At 68.3% G+C, this 23,228-nt stretch carries 18 protein-coding genes; 15 read left to right on the top strand and 3 right to left on the bottom strand.

Annotation, left to right across the window (positions count from 1 at the left end):
* Positions 1-2: 2 nt before the first annotated feature.
* The 15 genes from murD (at position 3) to C8D93_RS06940 (ending at position 21,398) form a co-directional block, all read left to right on the top strand.
* A complete protein-coding gene (gene murD / locus C8D93_RS07015; protein ID WP_110264463.1) occupies positions 3-1,358 on the top strand; it encodes a UDP-N-acetylmuramoyl-L-alanine--D-glutamate ligase in 1,356 nt (451 codons plus the stop codon).
* Entirely contained in the window at positions 1,355-2,587 is a 1,233-nt protein-coding gene (ftsW, locus tag C8D93_RS07010; protein WP_245903842.1) for a putative lipid II flippase FtsW, read from the top strand. The genes murD and ftsW overlap by 4 nt, the downstream gene beginning before the upstream one ends.
* The gene (gene murG, locus C8D93_RS07005; protein WP_110264462.1) at positions 2,584-3,651 is read left to right on the top strand and encodes an undecaprenyldiphospho-muramoylpentapeptide beta-N-acetylglucosaminyltransferase; all 1,068 of its coding nucleotides are present in this window, start codon (positions 2,584-2,586) and stop codon (positions 3,649-3,651) included. Before ftsW ends, murG begins: the two co-directional genes overlap by 4 nt.
* A 50-nt stretch (positions 3,652-3,701) precedes the next feature.
* Positions 3,702-5,096: a UDP-N-acetylmuramate--L-alanine ligase gene (gene murC, locus C8D93_RS07000; protein WP_110264778.1), complete on the top strand. Its 1,395-nt coding sequence runs from the start codon at positions 3,702-3,704 to the stop codon at positions 5,094-5,096.
* Entirely contained in the window at positions 5,093-6,019 is a 927-nt protein-coding gene (murB, locus tag C8D93_RS06995; RefSeq protein ID WP_110264461.1) for a UDP-N-acetylmuramate dehydrogenase, read from the top strand. The genes murC and murB overlap by 4 nt, the downstream gene beginning before the upstream one ends.
* Positions 6,016-7,008 (top strand): D-alanine--D-alanine ligase, encoded by a 993-nt coding sequence (locus tag C8D93_RS06990; protein WP_110264460.1) that lies wholly within the window; start codon positions 6,016-6,018, stop codon positions 7,006-7,008. Before murB ends, C8D93_RS06990 begins: the two co-directional genes overlap by 4 nt.
* A gap of 5 nt (positions 7,009-7,013) precedes the next feature.
* On the top strand, positions 7,014-7,772 hold the full coding sequence (locus C8D93_RS06985; RefSeq protein WP_110264459.1) for a cell division protein FtsQ/DivIB: 759 nt from the start codon (positions 7,014-7,016) through the stop codon (positions 7,770-7,772).
* Between the two features lie 5 nt (positions 7,773-7,777).
* A complete protein-coding gene (ftsA, locus tag C8D93_RS06980; RefSeq protein ID WP_110264777.1) occupies positions 7,778-9,007 on the top strand; it encodes a cell division protein FtsA in 1,230 nt (409 codons plus the stop codon).
* A 167-nt stretch (positions 9,008-9,174) separates the two neighbouring features.
* Positions 9,175-10,395 (top strand): cell division protein FtsZ, encoded by a 1,221-nt coding sequence (gene ftsZ, locus C8D93_RS06975; RefSeq protein ID WP_110264458.1) that lies wholly within the window; start codon positions 9,175-9,177, stop codon positions 10,393-10,395.
* A 206-nt stretch (positions 10,396-10,601) separates the two neighbouring features.
* Positions 10,602-11,522, top strand: a complete 921-nt coding sequence (gene lpxC, locus C8D93_RS06970; protein ID WP_110264457.1) for a UDP-3-O-acyl-N-acetylglucosamine deacetylase — start codon at positions 10,602-10,604, stop codon at positions 11,520-11,522.
* A gap of 419 nt (positions 11,523-11,941) precedes the next feature.
* A complete protein-coding gene (locus C8D93_RS06960) occupies positions 11,942-12,886 on the top strand; it encodes a M23 family metallopeptidase (RefSeq protein WP_245903841.1) in 945 nt (314 codons plus the stop codon).
* 112 nt (positions 12,887-12,998) lie between these two features.
* Positions 12,999-15,776 (top strand): preprotein translocase subunit SecA, encoded by a 2,778-nt coding sequence (gene secA, locus C8D93_RS06955; protein ID WP_110264455.1) that lies wholly within the window; start codon positions 12,999-13,001, stop codon positions 15,774-15,776.
* A gap of 94 nt (positions 15,777-15,870) precedes the next feature.
* Entirely contained in the window at positions 15,871-17,091 is a 1,221-nt protein-coding gene (gene argJ / locus C8D93_RS06950) for a bifunctional glutamate N-acetyltransferase/amino-acid acetyltransferase ArgJ (RefSeq protein WP_110264454.1), read from the top strand.
* A complete protein-coding gene (locus tag C8D93_RS06945) occupies positions 17,072-18,052 on the top strand; it encodes a Nudix family hydrolase (protein ID WP_170123939.1) in 981 nt (326 codons plus the stop codon). Before argJ ends, C8D93_RS06945 begins: the two co-directional genes overlap by 20 nt.
* Positions 18,053-18,146: 94 nt before the next feature.
* Positions 18,147-21,398, top strand: coding sequence for a beta strand repeat-containing protein (locus tag C8D93_RS06940; RefSeq protein ID WP_110264452.1), 3,252 nt, complete (start codon positions 18,147-18,149; stop codon positions 21,396-21,398).
* A gap of 123 nt (positions 21,399-21,521) precedes the next feature.
* Here the strand turns inward: C8D93_RS06940 and C8D93_RS06935 are convergent, their stop codons facing one another.
* From C8D93_RS06935 to coaE, 3 genes are read right to left on the bottom strand one after another with little or no spacing between them, the layout of a single operon-like run.
* Entirely contained in the window at positions 21,522-21,728 is a 207-nt protein-coding gene (locus C8D93_RS06935; RefSeq protein WP_110264451.1) for a DNA gyrase inhibitor YacG, read from the bottom strand.
* Positions 21,725-22,501, bottom strand: a complete 777-nt coding sequence (gene zapD, locus C8D93_RS06930) for a cell division protein ZapD (protein ID WP_245903840.1) — start codon at positions 22,499-22,501, stop codon at positions 21,725-21,727. Before zapD ends, C8D93_RS06935 begins: the two co-directional genes overlap by 4 nt.
* Before the next feature lie 36 nt (positions 22,502-22,537).
* Entirely contained in the window at positions 22,538-23,188 is a 651-nt protein-coding gene (gene coaE, locus C8D93_RS06925; RefSeq protein ID WP_110264449.1) for a dephospho-CoA kinase, read from the bottom strand.
* Positions 23,189-23,228: the final 40 nt, after the last annotated feature.

Genomic DNA, 23,228 nt, shown 5'->3' with positions numbered 1-23,228 from the left:
TCGTGAGCGATTCGGAACAGCGCATTCTCGTCGTCGGTCTCGGCCTGTCCGGGGCGTCGGCGCTGCGCCATCTCGTGCGCGAAGGCGCCTCGGTGGTCGTGACCGACTCGCGCGCCGCTCCCGCGGGCATCGATGCGCTGCGCGCCGAGTACCCGCAGGTCGAGTTCCGGCTCGGGGCCTTCAGCGCGCCGGAGCCGCAGGCGCAGTTCGCGATGGCCGTCGTCTCGCCGGGCATCTCGCTCGACGAACCCTTCGTGCGCATGCTGGCTGCCGCAGGCGTCGAGATCGTCGGCGACATCGAACTGTTCGCCCGCGCGCTGCGGGCAGCCGGCTCGGGCCCCACGCCGCGTGTGGTCGGCATCACCGGCTCCAACGGCAAGTCCACGGTGACGACGCTGGTCGGCGAGATGGCGCGGGTGGCCGGCATCCGCGTGGCGGTGGGCGGCAACCTGGGGACGCCGGCGCTGGACCTGCTCGCCGACGACGTGGCGCTCTACGTGCTCGAGCTTTCGAGCTTCCAGCTGGAGACGACGAGCAGCCTGCGTTGCGCGGCCGCGACCGTGCTGAACCTGTCGCAGGACCATCTCGATCGCCACGGCACGATGGCGCATTACGCGGCCGTCAAGCGCCGGATCTACGACGGATGCGGGGTCGCGGTCATCAACCGTGACGATCCGCAGCCACCGTCCGGCACCGTGCGCTGCGCGAGCTTCGGCCTGGACGCGCCCGGTTCCGGCGACGATTACGGCCTGGTCGAGCGCGACGGCGAGATCTGGCTGTCGGCCGATGCGCCGCTGCTACCGGTTTCGGCATTGAAGATCTTCGGCTCGCACAACTGGGCCAATGCGTTGGCCGCGGTTGCGCTGGCCGACGCGGTCGGCATCGGTCGCGACGCGCAGTGCGCGGCGCTTCGCGCCTTCGCCGGGCTGCCGCACCGCTGCGAGTTCGTGCGCGAACTCGGCGGCGTCCGTTACTTCAATGACTCCAAGGGCACCAACGTCGGATCGACGCTGGCCGCTCTCAACGGTCTGCCGGCGCCGATCATCTGGCTCGGCGGCGGACAGGGCAAGGGGCAGTCCTTCGCCGATCTGCGCGAGCCGCTGGCGCGCAAGGGCCGGGCCGCCGTGCTGTTCGGCGAGGACGCGGCGCGTATCGAGTCGGCGGTTACCGGGGCGGTGCCGGTCTATCGCAGCGATGATCTGTCCGGTGCATTGGCGCGCGCGCACCGGCTGGCGGTCGCCGGCGATCAGGTGCTGCTGTCGCCGGCCTGCGCCAGCTTCGATCAGTTCCGCAACTATCTGGAGCGCGGCGACCGCTTTCGCGAGGCGGTCCTCGCCCTTCCGGAGCATGCCTCGTGAACGCGGCGCTGGAAGGTCTGCAGAGCCGCCTGCCGCTGCCGCGTGCGCGCTACGGCCTCGACGCCTGGTTGTGCGGCGCGATCGCCGTGCTGCTGCTGTGGGGGCTGATCATGGTGGCCTCGGCGTCCGTCGCGCAGGCCGAGAAGATGACCGGCGACGCGTTCTACTTCTTCTACCGGCAGGTGATGTTCGCGGTGCTCGGCATCGGCATCGGTGCGGCGATGTACTGCGTGCCGCTTGCCGCCTGGGCGCGGCTGCACCTGCTGCTGTATCTGCTGGCGGTGCTGCTGCTCGCCGCGGTGCTGCTGCCGGGCATCGGTGTCGAGGTGAACTCGGCACGGCGCTGGATCGATGTCGGCGTGTTCCGGCTCCAGGCCTCCGAACCGGCGCGCCTTGCCCTGATCGTCTTCATCGCCAACTACATCGCGCGCCGCCAGGCGCCGCTGCAGCACACGCTCAAGGGCCTGCTGCTGCCGCTCGGCGCGATGCTGCTGCCGTGCCTGCTGCTGCTGCTCGAGCCGGACTTCGGCGCGACCGCGATCCTGATGGGCGTGGTGTTCGTGATGCTGTTCCTGGGCGGTGCCCGCGTGGGCTACTACGCCGGGATGCTGGCGGTTGCGGTTGCCGGCCTGGCCTACATCGCGGTGGCGGCGCCGTACCGTCTCAAGCGCCTGCTCAATTTCACCAACCCCTGGGCGGACGTGGAGAACGGCGGCTGGCAGCTGGCGCAGTCGCTGATTGCCGTGGGCCGCGGCGAATGGACCGGCGTGGGGCTGGGCAACAGCGTGCAGAAGCTGCTGTACCTGCCTGAGATGCACACCGACTTCATCTTCGCGATCCTCGCCGAGGAGCTCGGCCTGCTGGGAATCCTGGCGCTGCTGCTGCTGTTCGGCGTCGTCGTCGCGCGCGGCTTGGCGATCGGTCGCGCGGCGGAGCTCGCCGGACGGCAGTTCCCCGCCTTCCTCGCCTACGGTCTGACCGGCTGGATCGGTCTGCAGGCGCTGATCAACATGGCCGTGAACCTGGGGCTGCTGCCGACCAAGGGCCTGACGCTGCCGCTGCTGAGCTATGGCGGCTCCTCGCTGCTCACGGTCTGCGCCATGGTCGGCCTGCTGCTGCGCGTCGACTACGAGAACCGCAGCGAAAGCTTCGGTGCGGCGTCCGCGCAGGATCAGGACAGCGCCGCAAGGCCGCGGCGCCGCTATCGGGCGGCGGAGGCGCGGTCATGAAGCTGATGATCATGGCCGGCGGCACCGGCGGTCACGTCTACCCGGCGCTCGCCGTGGCGGACTACCTGCGCGAACGCGGGCACCAGGTCGTGTGGATGGGAGCGCCGGACAGCTTCGAGTCGCGCGTCGTGCCGGCACGCGGGATTCCAATGTGCTTCGTCAGCGTCTCGGGCCTGCGCGGCAAGGGGCTGCTGCGCCTGCTGCAGGCGCCGCTGCAGTTGCTGCGGGCGCTGCTTCAGGCGCTGGGCGCACTGCGGCGCGAGCGGCCGGATGCGGTCCTCGGCATGGGCGGCTTTGCCGCCGGCCCCGGCGGTCTCGCGGCGTGGATGACGCGCCGGCCGTTGCTGATCCACGAACAGAATGCCGCGCCCGGAATGACCAATCGCTGGCTCGCGCGCCTCGCCCGTGTGGTCATGGAGGCCTTCCCGCAGACCTTCGACGGCGCGCTCGCCGTGGGCAATCCGGTGCGCCGCGGCTTCGTCGACCTGCCGGCGCCGTCGCGGCGGCTGGATCACGATGGCGCGCCGCGGCTGCTGGTCGTCGGCGGCAGCCAGGGGGCCCGGGCGCTCAACGAGCGGGTGCCGCAGGCGCTCGCGCTGCTGTCGCCGGTCGAGCGGCCCGAAGTGCGCCACCAGGCCGGCCGCACGCTGGAGATCGCGCAGCGCGCCTACGCCGACAGCGGCGTCGAGGCCTCGGTGGAGGGTTTCATCGACGACATGCCGGCAGCGCTCGGATGGGCCGATCTGGTGATCTGCCGTGCCGGCGCGTCGACCATCGCCGAGCTGGCCGCGGCGGGCGTGGCCTCGGTGCTGGTGCCGTTTCCGCATGCCGTGGACGACCACCAGACACGCAACGCCGAGTACCTGCTTCGCGCCGGCGCCGCCGCGCTGCTGCCCGAGATGGATGCCACGCCGGCACAGCTCGCCGCGCTGCTGCGCGAACTGCTGGGCGACCGTCAGTGCCTGCGGCGCATGGGAGAGGCGGCGCGCGCCGTGGCGTGGACCGACGCGACCCGGCGGATCGCCGGGGCCTGTCTCGAGGCGGCGGGGGAGAGCGACTCGTGAGCAGCACGACCGGCAGACCCGCCGACCAGCATGCGCTGACCACGCGACCGATGCGCCGCGTGCGCCGCATCCACATGCTGGGTATCGGCGGTTCCGGCATGGCCGGCATCGCCGAGGTGCTGCTCAATCTCGGCTATGCGGTCAGCGGCAGCGATCTGCGCGAGAGCGCGGCGACACGCAGGCTGACGTCGCTCGGAGCGCAGATCCGTTTCGGTCACGACGCCGCCTACACCGCGGGTGCCGATGCCGTCGTCGTCTCGACCGCGGTCAAGGCCGACAACCCGGAGTATCGGTACGCGCGCGAGCACCGCATTCCGATCGTCCGGCGGGCCGAGATGCTCGCCGAGCTGATGCGCTTCCGCTACGGCATCGCGATTGCCGGCACGCACGGCAAGACGACGACCACGAGTCTGGTCGCCAGCGTGCTCGCCGAAGGGGATCTCGACCCGACCTACGTCATCGGCGGCAAGCTCAAGTCCGCCGACACCAACGCGCGCCTCGGTTCGGGGGCCTATCTCGTCGCCGAGGCCGACGAGAGCGACGCCTCCTTCCTGCACCTGTCGCCGATGATCGCCGCCGTCACCAACATCGATGCCGATCATCTCGAGACCTACGGGAACGACTTCCAGAAGCTGCGGGCGACCTTCGTCGAGTTCCTGCATCGCCTGCCGTTCTACGGGCTCGCCGTCGCCTGCGTCGACGACGCTGTCGTGAGGCAGACGCTGCCGGAGATCGGGCGACCGCTGCTGACCTACGGGTTTGCCGAGGATGCCGATCTGCGCGGCGTCGACGTCCGTCCCGAGGGCAACGGCGCGCACTTCACCGCGGTGGGCAGCGACGGCTTTCGTGCGGAGTTCCACCTCAACCTGCCCGGACGCCACAACGTGCAGAACGCGCTGGTCGCCGTGGCGATCGGCCGCGAACTGGGCGTCGGAATCGACGCGATGCAACGCGCGCTCTCCGGTTTCGAGGGCATCGGCCGGCGCTGCGAACAGCACGGGGCGCTGCACTTCGGCACCCGTCACGCGGTGCTGGTGGACGACTATGGCCATCACCCGCGCGAGATCGCGGCCACGTTCCAGGCCATGCGCGCCGCGCATCCCGAGCGCCGCCTGGTGGTCGTGTTCCAGCCGCATCGCTACTCGCGCACCCGCGACCTGTTCGACGACTTCTGTGCGGTGCTGTCGCAGGCCGACGTGCTGCTGCTCGCCGAGGTCTATGCCGCCGGCGAGACGCCGATCGACAACGCCGATGCACGCGCGCTGGCGCGCTGCATCCGCGCCCGCGGCAAGGTCGAACCGCTGCTGCTCCCCGGCGGTCTCGTCGAAGTGCCGGACGTGCTCGAGCGCGTGATCGCAGATGGCGATGTCATTCTGACCCTCGGCGCCGGCGATGTCGGGTCGCTCCCGCCGCAGCTGGTCCAGCGCTTCGGAGGTGCGGCGTGAACGCCCTCGCGACGGCACCGGTGCGCGGGCGCTTGCTGCGCGACGAGCCGCTGGCGCGGCACACGTCGTGGCGCGTGGGCGGTGCGGCGGACCGCTACTTCGAGCCGGCCGACCGGGACGATCTCATCGCTTTCGTGCGGGCGCTGCCGGCCGACGAGGCGGTCCTCTGGCTCGGACTGGGCAGCAACCTGCTCGTCCGCGACGGCGGCTTTCGCGGGACGGTGATCTGCCTGCACAACGCGCTCGACGAACTGCGGGTCGAAGAAGGCAGCGAAGGCCGCAGGCTTCATGCGCAGGCCGGCGTGCACTGTGCGCGTCTGGCCAAGTTCGCGGAGCGCGAGCAGCTTGCCGGTCTCGGCTTCATGGCCGGCATCCCCGGCACCGTCGGCGGCGCACTGGCGATGAACGCCGGGGCCTGGGGGGGCGAGACCTGGCCGCGGGTCGCCGAAGCGGAGCTGCTGTTCCGCGGTGGGCGCACCGACTGGATCGCCCGCGACGCCGTGCGCTACCGCTATCGCTACGTCGAGCTGCCGTCCGACGCGCTCGGCTTTCTGGCCGCCCGTTTCGAGGTGGAAACCGATGCCGACGGCGAGCACGCTCGCTACACCCGCGCCTCGCTGGCCCAGCGCAAGGCCACGCAGCCGGTGGGCAAGCCGAGTGCTGGCAGCACGTTCCGCAATCCCCCGGGCGACCACGCCGCGCGTCTGATCGAGGCCTGCGGCCTCAAGGGGCATCGGATCGGCGGCGCCGAAGTCTCGACGCAGCATGCCAACTTCATCATCACAGACGCGACGGCCCGTGCGGCGGACGTCGAAGCGCTGATCGCGCACATCGCGTTGACCGTCAGGGCGCAGACCGGCATCGAGCTGGTGACCGAAGTCCGGATCGTCGGCGACGCACGCAGCGGAGAGGACGCGCCATGACGGGCGCCTCCGTCCTCACCGGCCAGCGCAGGCGCGTGATTGACCCCGCGGAGTTCGGTCGCGTCGGCGTGCTGATGGGCGGCTGGTCCTCCGAACGGCAGGTCTCGCTGTGGTCGGGCGAGGGCGTCGTGGAAGCACTGCGCTCCCGGGGTGTGGACGTGACGGCCATCGATGCGACGCGCGACAACATCCTGCGCCTGCGCGAGCAGCGCATCGACCGCGTGTTCAACGTGCTGCACGGCACCGGCGGCGAGGACGGGACGGTTCAGGCAGTGCTCGACCTGCTGGGTATCGCCTACACGGGCAGCGGCGTGCTCGCCTCCGCGCTGGCCATGGACAAGCTGCGGACCAAGCGACTGTGGAAGGCCGAAGGGCTGCCGACGCCGGACTACGCGTGGCTGCGCGAACGCGCCGACCTGGACGCCGCCGCACGCCGCTTCGGCTACCCGTTCATCGTCAAGCCGTCGGAGGAGGGCTCCAGCGTCGGGGTCACCAAGGTGAAGTCGGCAGCACAGCTCGATGAGGCCTGGCAGGCGGCCCTGGGCGAGCACGGGCGCGCGGCGATGGCCGAGCGCTTCGTCAGCGGCTGTGCACTCGGCCACGAGTTCACCTGCGCGATTCTCGCCGGCGAGGCGCTGCCGACGATCCGCATCGAGCCGGACGGTGAGTTCTACGACTACCACGCCAAGTACGTTTCCGACGCGACGCGCTACCACTGCCCGAGCGGCCTCGACGCGGCCTTCGAGACGCGCATCCGCTCGATCTGCCTGCAGGCCTTCGAGCTCATCGGTGCCCGCGGCTGGGGACGCGTGGACTTCATGCTCGACGGCGACGGCCAGCCGTGGCTGATCGAGGTCAACCTCGTGCCCGGCATGACGGCACACAGTCTCGTGCCGATGGCCGCTCGCGTGCAGGGCATGGACTACGCCGATCTGTGCTGGGCCGTGCTCGAGACGACGCTGCCGCCGGTGGCGGGAGTCGGGCAGTGACGGCCATGGTCATGACTGCAGACGCCTATGACCGCGATGACGACGTACCGATGTCGTCGCGGCTCTCGCGGTTCGCGCTGGGCACGGCGGCGCTGTTCGCGGCCATCGCTTCCGTGTGGGCGTTCTTTCATTTCACCGGACTGGAGCCGGTGGCGCGATTGCAGATTCAGGCGCGCTTCGAGCGTGTCGACACCGCAGAGCTCGACGCTGCGCTGCGGCCGCTGCTGCAGACCAGCTTCGTCGAAGTCGATCTGCAGGCGGTGCAGCGGGCCGCCGGCGCCTTGCCCTGGGTCGCGCGGGCCCGCGCCGAGCGCGAATGGCCGGCGACCGTGCGCGTGCGCATCTGGGAACGCGTACCGGCGGCGCGCTGGAGCGGCGACGTGCTCCTCGACGAGAACGCCGCGCGTTTCGACCCCGCAGGTCGCGAGGTCGGTGATGCGCTGCCGCGTCTCGCGGGTCCCGAAGGCAGCGAGCGCCGCGTGCTGACGATGTACACGCAGCTGTCGGCGCGCCTGGACGGCACGCCCTTCGCACTTGCCGGCCTGCAGCAGGACGCCCGCGGCGACTGGACGGCGACCACGGCCGACGGCATCGAACTGCGCTTCGGGCGCACCGACCCGCTGCTGGGCGTGGACGTGCTGCTCGGGCCGGCAACACGGGCGCTGGGGCCGCAGCTCGCCGACGTCCGGCACATCGACCTGCGCTACACGAACGGATTCTCGGTGGGTTGGCGGGAGCCGGCTGCCGCTACGAAGAGGAACTGAACACCATGGCACGACGAGAAGAACGCAGCCTGCTGGTCGGACTGGATGTCGGCACGTCGAAGTGCGTGGCGGTGGTCGGGCAGGTCACGCCCGACGGGCGCGTCGAGGTGGTCGGCAGCGGGGTGCATGCCTCGCGCGGCATGAACCGCGGCGATGTCGTCAACATCGAGCAGACCACGCAGGCGATCAAGCGCGCCGTCGAGCAGGCGGAGCTGATGGCCAACTGCAGCGCCAAGTCGGTCTACGTCGGCATCTCCGGCACGCATATCCGCAGCCTCAACTCGACCGGCGTGGCGCCGGTGCGCGCGGGCAGCGTCTCCGAGCGCGACGTCGACAGCGTGATGGATGCGGCGCGCGCGATCGCGATTCCGGCGGACCAGAAGATCCTGCACGTGATTCCCCAGGAGTTCGTCGTCGACGGCCGCGAGGGCATCCAGGATCCGGTCGGCATGCACGGGGTGCGCCTCGAGGCGAAGGTTCACATCGTCACCGGCTCGATCTCGGCGGCCCAGAACATCTACAAGTGCGTCGAGTCCTGCGGGCTGAAGATCGACAAGCTGATCCTGCAGCACCTGGCATCGAGCTATTCGACCTTGCTGCCGGATGAGCGCGACCTCGGCGTCTGCATGGTCGACATCGGCGGCGGCACGTCCGACATCGCGGTGTTCAAGGGCGGCACGATCCGCCATACCGCGGTGCTGCCGATTGCCGGCAACCAGGTCACCAACGACATCAGCGTCGCGTTCCGTACCCCGGGGCCTCACGCGGAGGAACTCAAGGTCAAATACGGCGTGGCGCTTCCGCAGTACGCCGCCGGGCACGAGGAAATCGAGGTCAAGGGTGTCGGCGACCAGCCACCGCGGCGGCTGTCGCGGCTGACGCTGGCCGAGGTCATCAAGCCGCGATACGAGGAGCTGTTCCACTTCATCCGCAAGGAACTGCAGCGGGCCGACTGGTTCGACGTGATCGCCGGCGGCATCGTCCTCACCGGCGGATCGGCGCAGATGCCGGGCGTCGTCGAACTCGCCGAAGAGGTGTTCGACCTGCCGGTGCGCCTCGGCGCGCCGCACAACGTCGACGGACTCAAGGACATCACGCGCGATCCCGCCTACGCGACGGCGGTCGGACTGCTGCTCTACGGACGCCAGAGCCGGCCGCAGCCGGCACCGACGCCGATGCAGGGCGTCGGCTACTGGTTGCAGCGTGCGGGCGACTGGTTCAAGGGCAGTTTTTAATTAGAAATAATTAATGAATTTTTATTGACATTAGCACAGTTGGATTTTAGTATAGATTCACGGCGTAATAGATAGAAAAAAACATCGGGCCGGGCCGCGGACTCCCTCATCGGAGATCCCGGTGGGTGAATGCAACACAACGCGCCGGGCGGCGCAGGAGCAGTGAAATGGGCGGACAAGCACGAGAGGTATTCGAACTGGAAGACGGCCAGCGCAAGCGCGCGGTCATCCGCGTCATCGGCGTCGGTGGCGGCGGTTGCAATACGGTCAACCAGATGGCGCAGGCGGGGATCGAGGGCGTCGACTTCGTCTGCGCGAACACGGACCGCGATCACCTGGAACGTTGCGTACCGACCAACCAGCTGCAGCTGGGCGTCGAGATCACCCGCGGGCTGGGCGCTGGCTCGAATCCGGAGATCGGCCGGCAGGCGGCCGAGGAAGACCGCGATCGCATCCGAGAGATGATCGAGGGTACCGACCTGCTGTTCGTGACCGCCGGCATGGGTGGCGGTACCGGTACCGGCGCCGCGCCGGTGATCGCGGAGATCGCCAAGGAACTCGGCATCCTCACCGTGGCGGTGGTCACCAAGCCGTTCACGCACGAGGGCAAGAAGCGCATGGCCGTGGCGATGAAGGGCGTCGACGATCTGCGCCAGTACACCGATTCGCTGATCATGATCCCGAACGAGAAGCTCGGCCTGGTGCTGGGGACCAAGATCACGGTCCTGAACTGCTTCAAGGCGGCCAACGACGTGCTGCAGAACGCCGTTCAGGGCATCTCCGACCTGATCACGCGACCGGGCCTGGTCAACGTCGACTTCGCCGACGTGCGCACCGTGATGACCAACCGCGGCATGTCGATGATGGGTATCGGCGAGGCCAGCGGCGAGGGGCGTGCAGAGAAGGCGGTGGAGATGGCGCTGTCGAGCCCGCTGCTCGACGACATCGAACTGCACGGCGCCCGTGGCCTGCTGGTCAACGTGACTTGCGACGAGTCCCTGACGATGGAGGAGCTGGAGTACATCAACTCCCGCGTCTCGGAGATCGCCTCCGACGAGGCCGACGCCAAGTGCGGCATGTCGATGAACCCGAACCTCGACGGCGTGTTGCGTGTGACGGTCGTCGCCACCGGCCTGCCGGGCAACAAGCACATGCCGGCGGCTGCCGTCGCGCCGCAGCAGAACCCGAAGGTCGCGCAGTTCGTGCGGCCCGAGCTGAACGTGCCGGCCGGACCGGCGATGCCGCCGCTGGGTTCGCCCAAGCTCGACATCCCCGCCGTCCATCGCCAGCAGCGCAAGTACGCCGCCGGCGGCGGCAGCGCGTTCCCGCTCGGCCTGGACGAGGACATCATCAACATCCCCGCCTTCCTGCGGAACCAGGCCGATTGAAGGCCCGAGCGAACAGGGCCCGACGCACCGAGGGCCCGACGGACTGACCCCGGCAACGGGTTCAGACGCGGTTCATGGCCAACCGGCAGTCCGCCCGCTGCCGGCGCCATGAACGGCGGGTGTGCGAACCCGTGTTAAAGTTATCGGTCACAGGAGCGCAGTGCACCACCGCACTGCGCTTTTTTTGACCGGGTACCATCTGTCGAATGGTCAGACAACGAACACTCAAGCAGGCGGTTCGCGCCAGCGGCATCGGCCTGCACTCCGGGCGCAAGGTCTACATGTCGCTGCTGCCGGCCGGGCCGGATACCGGCATCGTTTTCCGCCGCACCGACCTGCAGCCCGTGGCCGAGGTCCCCGCGGACGCGCACCTGCTGCGCGAGGCGGTGATGTGCAGCACGCTGGTCGCGGACGACGGCGCCAAGGTCATGACCATCGAGCACCTGATGTCGGCGTTCGCCGGCCTCGGCATCGACAACTGCATCGTCGAGCTGTCGTCGCCGGAGGTTCCGATCATGGACGGCAGTTCGGGGCCCTTCGTGTTCCTGATCCAGTCGACCGGCATCCACGAGCAGGATGCGCCGAAGCGCTTCCTGCGCATCCGCCAGCCGGTGCAGGTCGCCGACGGCGACAAGTGGGCACGCTTCGAGCCCTTCGACGGGTTCCGTCTGTCGTTTTCCATCGATTTCCGTCATCCGGCCTTTCGTGCAAGCGCGCAGAGCGCGACGGTCGACTTCTCCACGGTGAGCTACATCGGCGAGGTCAGCCGCGCGCGCACCTTCGGCTTCATGCGCGAACTGGACACCCTGCGCGCGGCCAATCTGGGCCTCGGTGCCAGCCTCGACAATGTCGTCGCCCTCGATGATTACCGCGTCGTCAACCATGACGGGCTGCGCTACGACAACGAGTTCGTGCGCCACAAGATCCTCGATGCGGTCGGCGACCTGTACCTTCTGGGACATCCGGTCATCGGCGCGTTCACGGCCTACAAGTCCGGTCACGCCCTCAACAACAAGCTGGTCCGGGCGGTGCTGGAAGACCCGGCTGCCTACGAGATCGTGACCTTCGAGGATGCCGCCCGGCCGGCGCCGATCAGCTTCGTCCGCGGAGCCGCCGCCGCCGCCTGAACACCGCCATCGCGGTCATTCAGGGAAAACCCGCAGTTTCAGCCACTTGGCTTGCGCTGGACAGCGACTGGCCGATACACTCGGGCAGTCGCGTCCGCGGGGATCGGGCGTACCTTCATTTCGATGCGGGTACAGGCGCACTGATGGTGCTTTTGCAGCCAGGCCAAGAGGGACGGGCCGTGGCCGCGCAGCGGGATCAGTGCAGGGGCGGAAGCGACGTAAGCCACGACGGTGTCGCCGCGCATGTTGGCGATGCGGACGTGGCGTACCCATGGTTCGTCGCACCAGTCGCGCAAGGCGCGATTGATTTGAGCCAGCCGCTGAGCGCGCGCCAGTAGAGCGCCCGCAGGCGGCGTGTGTTGGTTCAGGAATTGCCTGAGGGGAAGGGGATCGGTTCGTTCGGGGCACATGGAGCAGTAATGGACATCATTGTCGTCAGCCACACGCGTGGCCGTACCTGGCGCATTGCGCTGGACCCACGCCGCATCATCTGCTGGCTGCCGCTGGTCGCCGTGACCACCATCGTACTGTCTCTGGGCTTCGGCGCGGGCATGCTGATCGGCGGACGCTCCCCGGATCCCGAACGCCCCTCCAGCCTGCCGTCGAGCCTGCTGGCCACGTGGTCGAGCGAAGTGCGTACGCAGCGCACCGCCCTGGAGCAGGCGCGCACCGAAGCCGAGCGCAATTCGGCGGCCTTGGCACGTCGCATCGCCCAGCTCCAGGCGCACGTCATCCGGCTGGATGCGGCCGGCCAGCGTCTGACTGAGATCGCCGGCCTCGACAGCGGCGAGTTCAGCTTCGGCGACCAGCCGCCGATCGGTGGCCCGGAGTCTGCCGCGCTGCCCGAAACCGGACTCGATTCGCTGCTGGCATCCCTGGGCAGCTTCGAGCGCCAGCTGTCCGATCGCGAGCGCCAGTTCCGCGTGCTCGAGGACCTGCTGCTGGCAAGCCGCCTGCAGAAGGAAGTCCGCCCCTCGGGCTGGCCGATCGAGGGGGGCTGGATCAGCTCGCTGTTCGGTGTGCGCACCGATCCGTTCACGGGACGGCGGACGCGGCACATGGGCATCGACTTCGCCGGGCGCGAAGGGTCGAACGTTCTCGCGGTCGCCGCCGGCATCGTGACCGAGGCCGGGTCGCGCGACGGCTACGGCAACCTGGTCGAGATCAACCACGGCAACGGCTACACCACGCGTTACGGGCACAACAGCGCGATCCTCGTGAAGCCGGGTGATCGCGTCGCCAAGGGGCAGTCGATCGCGCGCGTCGGCTCGTCGGGTCGCGCCACCGGGCCGCATGTGCACTTCGAGGTGCTCTTCAACGGCGTCATGGTGAACCCGGAGCAGTACATCCGCGCGGCGCGCTGAAGCGGACCCTGGTCCGCCGGCCTTGAATCGTCCGGACCCCGCCCCCAAGTCGAGGGCATAATAGGGGGCTCCGGTCGTTCCACGCCGCTGCACGCGGCTCAAAGCCAAAACTATGGTCAACAATCTGCTGGCTCGCGTCTTCGGGAGCCGGAATCAGCGCATTCTCAAGCGTCTCGACCGTCTCGTTTCCGCGGTCGGGGCCCTCGAAACGCGCTATGCCGCGATGGGCGATGCCGAACTCGCCGACCAGACGCGCGTGCTGCGTGAGCGTCTGGGCAAGGGCGAGACGCTCGATCAGGTCCAGGCGGATGCCTTCGCCGTGGTGCGCGAGGCGGGCCGGCGCGTGCTCAACATGCGCCACTTCGACGTCCAGCTGATCGGCGGTGCGGTGCTGCATGACGGCAAGATTGCCGAGATGCGCACCGGCGAAGGCAAGACGCTGGTCGCGACGCTCGCGGCCTATCTCAATGCGCTGCCCGGCAAGGGCGTGCACATCGTCACCGTCAACGACTATCTCGCACGGCGCGATGCGGACTGGATGGGACGCATCTTCCGCTTCCTCGGACTGACGGTCGGCGTGATCAGCTCCGGGCAGTCCGGCCAGGAGAAGCGTGAGGCCTATGCCTGCGACATCACCTACGCCACGAACAACGAGCTGGGCTTCGACTACCTGCGCGACAACATGGCGTTCTCGCTCAAGGACAAGGTCCAGCGCGGACAGAACTACGCGATCGTCGACGAGGTCGACTCGATCCTGATCGACGAGGCGCGTACGCCGCTGATCATCAGCGGTCCGACCGACGACGATCCGGAGCTGTATCGCAAGATCAACGCGCTGATCCCGCGCCTCGTGCGCCAAGCCGAGGAGGACGGGCCGGGCGATTTCTCGCTCGACGAGAAGTCCAAGCAGGTCCACCTGACCGAGGACGGGCACGAGAAGGTCGAGGCGCTGATGCGCGAGGCCAAGCTCCTGGGTGACGACGACAGCCTCTACGACGCGGCCAACATCATCCTGCTGCATCACCTCAACGCGCTGCTGCGCGCGCATCATCTGTACAAGCGCGATGTCGAGTACATCGTGCGCAACGGCCAGGTCATCATCATCGACGAGTTCACCGGTCGCATGATGCCGGGCCGGCGCTGGAGCGACGGCCTGCACCAGGCGGTCGAGGCCAAGGAAGGCGTGCAGATCCAGCAGGAAAACCAGACGCTGGCGAGCATCACCTTCCAGAACTACTTCCGCCTCTACGACAAGCTGTCCGGCATGACCGGCACGGCCGATACAGAGGCCTTCGAGTTCCAGAGCATCTACAAGCTCGAAGTCGTCGTCGTGCCGACCAACAAGCCGATGATCCGCAAGGATCAGGGCGATCTGGTCTACATGACCGCCAAGGAGAAGTTCGACGCCGTCATCGCCGAGATCAAGGGCGCGCACGAGCGTCACCAGCCGGTGCTCGTGGGCACGGCCAGCATCGAGACTTCCGAGCTGCTCTCGGGGCTGCTGAAGAAGGAAGGCATCCGCCACGAGGTGCTCAACGCCAAGCAGCACGATCGCGAGGCCGAGATCGTCGCGCAGGCCGGTCGACCGGACGCCGTGACCATCGCCACCAACATGGCCGGCCGCGGTACGGACATCGTGCTCGGTGGCAGCCTCGAGTCCGAGCTGGCGCAGATCCCCGAAGACGACACGGCAGCGCGCGAGACGGCGAAGGCGGCCTGGGTGCAGCGGCATCAGCTCGTGCTGCAGGCCGGTGGTCTGTACGTGATCGGCTCCGAGCGCCACGAGTCTCGTCGCATCGACAACCAGCTGCGCGGCCGTTCCGGCCGCCAGGGCGACCCCGGCGCCTCGCGCTTCTTCCTGTCGCTCGACGACACGCTGATGCGTATCTTCACGCCGCCGCGCATGCGCGCGATGCTGCAGCGGCTGGGCATGGAGCCGGGCGAGGCCATCGAGCACCGCTGGGTGACGCGGGCGATCGAGACGGCGCAGCGCAAGGTCGAGGCCCACAACTTCGACATCCGCAAACATCTGCTCGAGTACGACAACGTCGCCAACGACCAACGCAAGGCGATCTACGAGCTGCGCGACAGCGTCATGGGTTCGGAACGCGTGACGGCGATGGTCGACGAGATCCGGCCCGACGTGGTCAACGCGGTGATCGACGCCTACATCCCGCCGCAGACCCCGGAAGATCTCTGGAACATCGACGGTCTGCAGGAAACGCTCAAGCGCGACTTCGTGCTCGACCTGCCGATCCGGCAGTGGCTCGACGACGAGCACGACCTCAACGAGAAGGGCCTGCGTGCCCGTATCGTCGAGCGTCTGGCGCAGGGCTACGCGGCCAAGAAGGAGCAGGTCGGCGCGCCGGTGCTGGAGCACTTCGAGAAGGCAATCATGCTGCAGGTTCTGGACAACCTGTGGCGCGAGCATCTGGCGTCGATGGACTACATGCGCCAGGGCATCCACCTGCGCGGCTATGCGCAGAAGGACCCGAAGCAGGAGTACAAGCGCGAGGCGTTCGCGATGTTCAACGAGATGCTCGCGCGCTACAAGCACGATGTGACCTCGATGCTGGCGCGCGTTCGCATCCAGACCGAGGCGGAAGTGCGCGAGGTCGAGGAGCAGCGTCGGCGCCAGGCCGAGGCCCGCGAGCGGCAGATGCAGATGCAGCACGAAGCGGCGCCCGGCGTCGAGTCCGCGGCGGCGCCTGCCGCCGAGGCGGCCGGTGCACAGGAGGCCGACACCGGTGCACGGCGGCTGCAGCAGGCCCCGCCGCCACCGCCGCGTCCGCAGACCGTCGTGCGCGAGGTGCCGAAGGTCGGGCGCAACGACCCGTGCCCCTGCGGCAGCGGCAAGAAGTTCAAGCACTGCCACGGCGCGCTGATCTAGGCGTAGCTTCCAGCGTGTAGTTTCCAGTTTCCGGAAAACGCAGCGGCGGGTTCTTCGACTGGAAACCGGATACCGGAAACCGGAAACTGCCCACATGGCCGTCAACCTCGCTGACCCCCCTGCGCTGCTGCCCGTGCCTGGCGTGCGGCTCGGCACGGCCGAAGCCGCGATCAAGAAGCCCGGGCGACAGGATCTGCTGGTGATCGAGCTGGCGCCGGGTAGCCGCGTGGCCGGCGTGTTCACGCAGAACGCCTTCGCCGCCGCTCCGGTGCGTCTCTGCCGGGAGCGTCTGGCAATGACGTCGGCGCAACGTGCCCTGCTGATCAATGCCGGAAACGCCAACGCGGCCACCGGCGACGGCGGGCTCGAGGACGCGCGCAAGACGACCGCTGCGGTCGCCAGCGCCATCGGCTGCGGACCTGAGCAGGTTCTGCCGTTCTCGACCGGCGTCATCGGCCAGCGGCTTCCGGTGCAGCGCATGCTGGAGGCCGTGCCGAAGGCGACGGCTGCATTGACGGCGGATGCGTGGAATGCCGCTGCGCGGGCGATCATGACGACAGACACGGTGCCCAAGGGGGCGAGCCGCCGCGTCGCGACATCGCAGGGCGAGATCACCGTCACCGGCATCGCCAAGGGTGTCGGCATGATCGAGCCGCACATGGCGACGATGCTGGCTTTCATCGCGACCGATGCACGCCTGACCGCGGCTGCGGCCGACGCGATGCTGCGCGCCGCCGTCGACGACTCGTTCAACTGCGTGACCGTCGACAGCGATACCTCGACCAACGACGCCTGCGTTCTGTGCGCCACGGCGCAATCGGGCAGCAGCGACATCGACGTGGGCGATGCCGACTATGGTCTCGTGCTGGAGGCCGTGCGGGCGCTGTGCATCGAACTGGCCCAGGCGATCGTGCGTGACGGAGAGGGCGCCACGCGCTTCATCACGGTCCGCGTCGACGGTGCCGCCAGCGTCGCCGAAGCGCGCCGCGTCGCCTATGCGATCGCCAATTCGCCGCTGGTGAAGACCGCCATGTTTGCCGGCGATGCCAACTGGGGTCGCATCATCATGGCGATCGGCAAGGCCGGCGTGGACGGACTCGATCCGGCGCGCGTCGGTGTGCGTCTCGACGACGTGATCCTGCTCGAGAACGGCGAGCCGCACCCGCACTACGAGGAGGCGCGCGGCGCCGCCGTGGTCGCGAAGCCGGAGTTCACGATCGGCGTCGACCTTGGTCGCGGCGAGGCGCGCGCACGCATCTGGACCTGCGACTTCAGCTACGACTATGTGCGCATCAATGCCGAGTACCGCACCTGAGGTCCCGCCCGGAGCATCGTCGTCGCGTCCCGTCATCCGTGTCGCCGCCGGTGTGCTCAAGCGCCCGACCGGCGAGGTCCTGTTCACGCAGCGGCCCGAGGGCAAGATCGCGGCAGGCTGGTGGGAATTTCCGGGCGGCAAGATCGAGAGTGGCGAGGCCGGTTTCGATGCGCTGACCCGCGAACTGGAAGAAGAGCTCGGCGTGCGGGTGCGCGAGGCGCACCCGTTGATCCGCTTCCGCCACGACTACAGCAACCGCACGGTGCTGCTGGAGACCTGGCTGGTGACCGCCTACGACGGCGAGCCGCAGTCCCGCGAGGCACAGGCCCTGCGCTGGGTGGTCCCGGAGGCACTGACGGCGTGGCCCCAGGCCCTGCCGACGGTACTGCCGATCGTTCGGGCGCTGACCCTGCCGGTCGAGTACGTGTTCACGCCGCCGGGCGCCGGCGCGGACGACATCGTCAACGGCCTGTCGCGACTGCCGGCCGGGAGCCTGCTGCGCTTGCGACTGCCGGACCTGGACGATCTTCACTATCACCGCATCGCCGAAACGGTCGCGCCCCACGTGGCTGCCGCGGGGTTGCGCTTGGTCCTGGACCGGAGCGCGTCCGAGGCGGCCTCATTGGGGGCTGCGGGTTGGCATGCGACCGCCGCGGTCCTGCGCCGGATGTACGCGCTGCCGGCGGCGCCGGGGTTGCGGCTGGCATCGGTCCACGACGCGCAGGACCTGCGCTGCGCCCAGGATCTCGGATTCGACGCGGCCGTGCTCGGAGCGGTTCTGCCGACCGCCACCCATCCGGGTGCGGCGACGCTGGGGTGGGGCGGGTTCTTCGCCGTTCGCGCGCACGCCGCACTCCCGGTTTTCGCCATCGGTGGGGTCGGGCCGGGTGCGCTGGCCGATGCATTCCGGGCATGGGGGCAGGGCGTCGCGGCGATCTCGGCGTACTGGCCCCGGCGCTGAGTCGTCCCGTCGTACGGGTTGGCGTGTATCCTGCAGGAATCACAGTTAGAATCGGACGCTAAGGCATCCGGCGTTACCAAGGTTGGGGGAAAGCATGCGCGGGTTACTCAAGGCCGTTTCGCTGTGGTTGTTCGGCTTCGTTGCGCTTGGCCTGTCGGCCTGCGGCAGCGACAGCACTTCTCTGTTCGTCGTGAGTGTCCAGGTCACGCCGGCCACCGCGTCGGTCGCACCGGGCGAATCGACCCAGTTGCAGGCCAAGGCGGTCTACTCCGACGGGACGGAGACCGACGTCACCGCCCAGGCGCAGTGGACGACCTCCAACCCCAGCGCCGTTGCGGTGAACAAGGGGACCGTCATCGGCGTGCAGCAGACCGCCGCGCCTGTCACGATCAGCGCGACCTTCGACGGCGTGCTCGGAACTGCGACGATCAATGTCGTGCATGTCGTGCGCATCGACGTCACACCTGCTTCCGCCAGTGTTGCCAAGGGTGCGACGCTGCAACTGCAGGCGGTGGCCACCTACTCTGACGACACGACGCGCAACGTCACCACGCAGGCGACGTGGTCCTCGACCAATCCGGGTGTCGCCACGGTCAGCGACGCCGGCACCGGCAAGGGGCTCGTCACCGGTGTGCAGCAGAGCGCGACCGCGGTTTCGATCCGCGCGAACTTCGATCAGGTGCAGGGCGCCGCAAGCATCACTGTGGGACCGGCCGAGCCGGTCAGTGTCGAGGTGTCGCCAGCGGAGTCGACGGTTGCCAAGGGTACTGCGACGCAACTGCAGGCAGTTGCGACCTACACGGACGACTCCACCCAGAACGTCACCACCATGGCGACCTGGACGTCGAATGCCCCGCAGTTCGCGGCCGTTGGCAACAGCGCCGGAGGCAAGGGGCTGGTCACCGGAGTCGAGCAGCGCGACGCACCAGTCACGATTTCGGCTGCACTGGAAGGACTGACGGGGAGCGCATCAGTGACCGTTGGCCCGCCGCTGGTCGTTCGCATCGAGGTGGCGCCCACGACCTTGTCGTTACCGAACGGCACCTCCGGGCAGTTGGCGGCGACGGCTGTCTACACGGACAACAGCACCCAGGACATCACCGACGAGGCGGAGTGGAGTTCCGCGGCGCCGGCCGTCGTGGCGGTCGGAGACAGCGATGCGGGCAAGGGAGAGGTCACGGCCCTCGCACTGACCTCCACGCCGATCACGATCACCGCAACATTCGGCACGTTCTCGGATTCGGCGGATGTCACCGTCACCGAGGCACTGCTCGACGAGATCCAGATTTCCCCGGCAAACGTCGAGGTTCCGAGTGGTCTGACCGAGCAGTTCAATGCAACTGCGATCTTTACCGACGGCAGCACGCAGGACGTTACCGACACGGCGGAGTGGGGTTCCTCCGACCCGACCGTCGCCACGATCGGCGATGAGGCGGATGACAAGGGCCTGCTGACGGCCGTGTCGGCGGATCCCGATCCGATCACGGTCTCGGCGATGGTTGGGGATGTGACTGGCACCACGCAGGTCACGGTCACCTCGGGTGTGCTGCAGCAGATCGATGTCCAGCCCGCAAGCGTTTCGCTCCCTCGCTTCGGGTTCCAGGCGCAGTTCACCGCGACGGGAACGTTCAGCGATGGTGAGACCGTCGATTTGACGTCCCAGGCGATCTGGGAGTCCTCGGCGGACGAGGACATCGCCACGATCAGCAACAGCGAAGGTCAACGTGGCGTCGCGACGTCCGGCGACACCGCCGGGACGAGCCAGATCACTGCGACGGTCGGAGACGTCACCAGCGCACCGGCGACACTCACGGTTACCGAAGCGACCCTGCAGTCGGTCGAACTGCACGCCAATGACGATGACGAGCCGGAGACGGAGCTGTTCCTGAGTCTAGGAAGGACGGTCAATCTGCGCGCAGTGGGTGTGTTCTCGACCGGTTCGGGCGGGCTGTTCGGTGGCGGAACGACTTCGCGTCGAGACATCACGCAATCGGTGACCTGGGCTTCCGAAAACGACGAAGTGGCGACGGTCAGCAACGCTTCATCGTCGAAGGGGCGCCTGGTGACCCAGTCACCGAGCGCGACGGCTGTCGAGATTTCGGCAACGATCACTATTGGCGGCGTGACGCGCAGAGGATCGCTGGATCTCACCGTAAGCAATGCAGCCTTGGTCTCGCTCGACGTCAGCGCGTCGACGCAGAAGCTGGCGGGCGGCTTCCGCACCCCGCTCACGGCCATGGGTACCTTCGGTGATGGCTCGACCGCAGACGTTACGACGGAGGTGACCTGGGTGACCGGTGACTCCAACGTGGCAACGGTGAGCAATGTCGCCGGGCAGGAGGGCGTGGTCAAAGGCGGCGCAAAGGGGACGGTGACCATCACCGCGAAGAGGCCTGGCTCGACGGTCGAGGATAGCGTGCAGCTCACGGTCACCGATGCCGTGCTCCAGCAGATCAGCGTTTTACCGGGCAACACGTCGATCCGTCAGGGCGAAACCCTCGGCTACGCCGCCAACGGACGCTTCAGCGACAACTCGACGCTGGATCTGAGTCGCTTCAATGGCGTTGCCTGGTCCTCGTCGGACGCCAATGTAGCGGTCGTTGACGCGGCAACCGGTGTGGCGACCGGTCGAGCGCAGGGCGGCCCGGTGCAGATCACCGCGACGCGCGGCAGTATTTCCGGCAGTGCCCAGCTCAGGGTGTCGGGCTATGCACTGGCCGACGTAGTCATCGTGCCGCAGAGCCCGGAGGGCTGCGCGGGGGACACCGCGCCCCTGGAGCGTGTGCCGAGCGGGTTTGCTCGTCGGTTCTTCGCCTGCGCGAGGTACTTCAACGGCACGGTCGTCAATGTCACTGCCAACGCACAGTGGACGTCGCAGGCGACCAACGTCGTCACGATGGGCAATACCGGTGCGATCAAGGGTCGCGCGGCAGCGGTTGGCGATGAGGGTGAGCAGGGTGTGATCCGGGCCAGCTATTCCGATGACGGCATCACCGCAGCGGGCACGTATACGATCTCCGTGATCGACGGCGATATCGAGTCAATCGTGATCCAGGCGGACTCGGAGTTGGGCGGTGAATTGGGCGAAGGGACCGTCGTCAACTTCACTGCCTTGGCCGACTTCTCCGACGGTAGCGACGGGGTCAACATCACCGAGAGTGCCACCTGGACGTCGTCCGACGTCGCGGTCGCGACGATCAGCAATACTGATGGGGCGCGCGGCAGGGCTACCGTGGTGGCGGTCGATGAAGACGATCCGATGCCGCCGACGGAGGCCGACATCACGGCCAGCGCGGGCGGGGTGACCAGCAACGCGCTCACGATCCAGCGCGACAACGGCCCCTGAGTGTTCGCTCGAAGCCGGCGCCCGTTTGCGGGCGCCGGCTTTCTTCATGGTTCAGGCAGATCGCTGGTCCGGCGGAGGCAGACTCACCTCACATGCGGGGGGCACCTGCGCGTGGCGCCGTTCTCAACCTGAGCGGGAGGGGTCGGCCAGGGGCTCCTCGTCCGCCGGGATCGCTCGCTCGCCGCTGAACCAGGCCCCCAGATCGACCAGCTTGCAGCGTTCGCTGCAGAACGGGCGCCAGGCATTGTTCGCGTCGAGCCGCGCGGACTTGCCGCACTGCGGGCAAGCGGCGATGCGCGCCGTGTTGCCCTTGCCTCGTGAGGGGTTCACAACGCGCAGAACTGGATCTGGAAGCCGACGTCCGTAGTCGCCTGCTGGGCACGCGCCGCCGCGTCGCGCGCGTTCATGAAGCGCACGGTGCAGCGATGCTTGCCGGCGCTGATCTCCGGATACACCCCGGACTGCTGTGCGACGAGGACGCGGATGAGCTGGCACGGACCGGGCGGGGTGACGATATACATGCCACCGCGCCCTTCGGCCGGCTGCGGCTCGACGCTGGCGCGCAGCAGGCGCAGGTACAGCCCGATCGCATCGGTGAATGGCTTGATGTCGGCGCGCCACGCGTCGAGGTCGCGGCGCACGCGCTCGTAAGGCTGCGACAGCCAGAAGTGATAGTGCGGCAGGTCGAAACCGCAGGTGCCGCCGGGGATGCCGGAGCGGTTGAGAATGCCGTTCAGAAAGTCGCTTTCGCGCAGCAACGAGCCGGCGAACTGGGTGGCGAGTTGCTGCAGACCGTTCTGCGCCCGGGTGATCTCGCCGAGGATGTCGCCGAGCCGGTCGCGGTCGATGTTCGGGCGGGCGGCGAGCCGCGTCAGGTGCGTATGCTGATCGGTCAGTTCCTTGAGGATGTCGTTCTTCAGATCGGAGCGGGACAGCACCACCAGCGTATCGAGCATCGTGTGCAGTGTCGCGCGCACGCCGAATTCGCTGTGGTCCCGGCGGTGGTGCTCATGCTGGCCGAACAGAAATTCCAGCCGCAGGAACGTCCGCACCCGCTCGGTCAGCGGCTGCTCGAAGGCAATAGATTCTCCCGCCTGAGACACGCAGAGGCCCGATTCGCCACAAAAATTCATTGTGAACTAGATCACGGGGTCGGGCAAACGCAAGCCCGGCGCTGTGGGCGTCCCCCGTGCGGCAAGCTGCAGATAGAAGCGGTGCAGGCGCTCCACCTGGGCGCGGACCAGTGTCAGCGCGCCTTCGTTCAGGAGCACATCGTGGGCCGCCGCCAGCCGGCTGCTGCGCTGCAGTTGCGCAGCGAGCATGCGCTCGGCGAGCACGACGTCGATGCCGTCGCGGCTGCAGAGCCGCGCCTTCTGGGTCTGCTCGGCGACGTCAACGACCAGGACGCGATCCACCAGATCGATCATGCCGGCCTCGACGAGAATGGCGACGCTGAGCACGCAGTACGGCGCCGTCTGGGCAGACCGCCACGTGTTCATCCGCTCGCGGATCCGCGGGTGAGTGATCGTCTCGAGCCGGCGCAGTTGTTGCGCGTCGGAAAAGACGTGCTCGCGCATGCGGCGGCGGTCGAGCGTGCCGTCGGGCAGCAGCATCTGCGCGCCGAATTCGCGGGTGATCTCGGCAAGGGCAGGTGATCCCGGCTCGACGACCTCGCGCGCCACCTGATCGGCGTCGAGTACGGGAACGCCCAGCTCTAGGAATGCGTTCTGGACAGTGGATTTGCCGCTGGCAATGCCACCGGTCAGGCCGATGGTCAGGGAGGTGCGCATGGGGCGCCTGCTGTGGGGTCCAGGCGACTAGTCTGCCGAC

Origin of the sequence: Sinimarinibacterium flocculans (genome assembly GCF_003201205.1) — a bacterium.
Classification (GTDB): domain Bacteria; phylum Pseudomonadota; class Gammaproteobacteria; order Nevskiales; family Nevskiaceae; genus Solimonas; species Solimonas flocculans.
The sequence above is the reverse complement of the archived record's forward strand: the minus strand, read 5'-3'. Positions and strand labels throughout refer to the sequence as shown.

Bases quoted from the DNA above. Each gene is read 5' to 3' on its own strand.
- murG (WP_110264462.1), top strand. From the start codon at position 2,584: ATGAAGCTGATGATCATGGCCGGCGGCACCGGCGGTCACGTCTACCCG.
- murC (WP_110264778.1), top strand. From the start codon at position 3,702: ATGCGCCGCGTGCGCCGCATCCACATGCTGGGTATCGGCGGTTCCGGC.
- C8D93_RS06990 (WP_110264460.1), top strand. From the start codon at position 6,016: ATGACGGGCGCCTCCGTCCTCACCGGCCAGCGCAGGCGCGTGATTGAC.
- C8D93_RS06985 (WP_110264459.1), top strand. From the start codon at position 7,014: ATGGTCATGACTGCAGACGCCTATGACCGCGATGACGACGTACCGATG.
- ftsA (WP_110264777.1), top strand. From the start codon at position 7,778: ATGGCACGACGAGAAGAACGCAGCCTGCTGGTCGGACTGGATGTCGGC.
- ftsZ (WP_110264458.1), top strand. From the start codon at position 9,175: ATGGGCGGACAAGCACGAGAGGTATTCGAACTGGAAGACGGCCAGCGC.
- lpxC (WP_110264457.1), top strand. From the start codon at position 10,602: ATGGTCAGACAACGAACACTCAAGCAGGCGGTTCGCGCCAGCGGCATC.
- C8D93_RS06960 (WP_245903841.1), top strand. From the start codon at position 11,942: ATGGACATCATTGTCGTCAGCCACACGCGTGGCCGTACCTGGCGCATT.
- secA (WP_110264455.1), top strand. From the start codon at position 12,999: ATGGTCAACAATCTGCTGGCTCGCGTCTTCGGGAGCCGGAATCAGCGC.
- argJ (WP_110264454.1), top strand. From the start codon at position 15,871: ATGGCCGTCAACCTCGCTGACCCCCCTGCGCTGCTGCCCGTGCCTGGC.
- C8D93_RS06945 (WP_170123939.1), top strand. From the start codon at position 17,072: ATGCCGAGTACCGCACCTGAGGTCCCGCCCGGAGCATCGTCGTCGCGT.
- C8D93_RS06940 (WP_110264452.1), top strand. From the start codon at position 18,147: ATGCGCGGGTTACTCAAGGCCGTTTCGCTGTGGTTGTTCGGCTTCGTT.
- coaE (WP_110264449.1), bottom strand. From the start codon at position 23,188: ATGCGCACCTCCCTGACCATCGGCCTGACCGGTGGCATTGCCAGCGGC.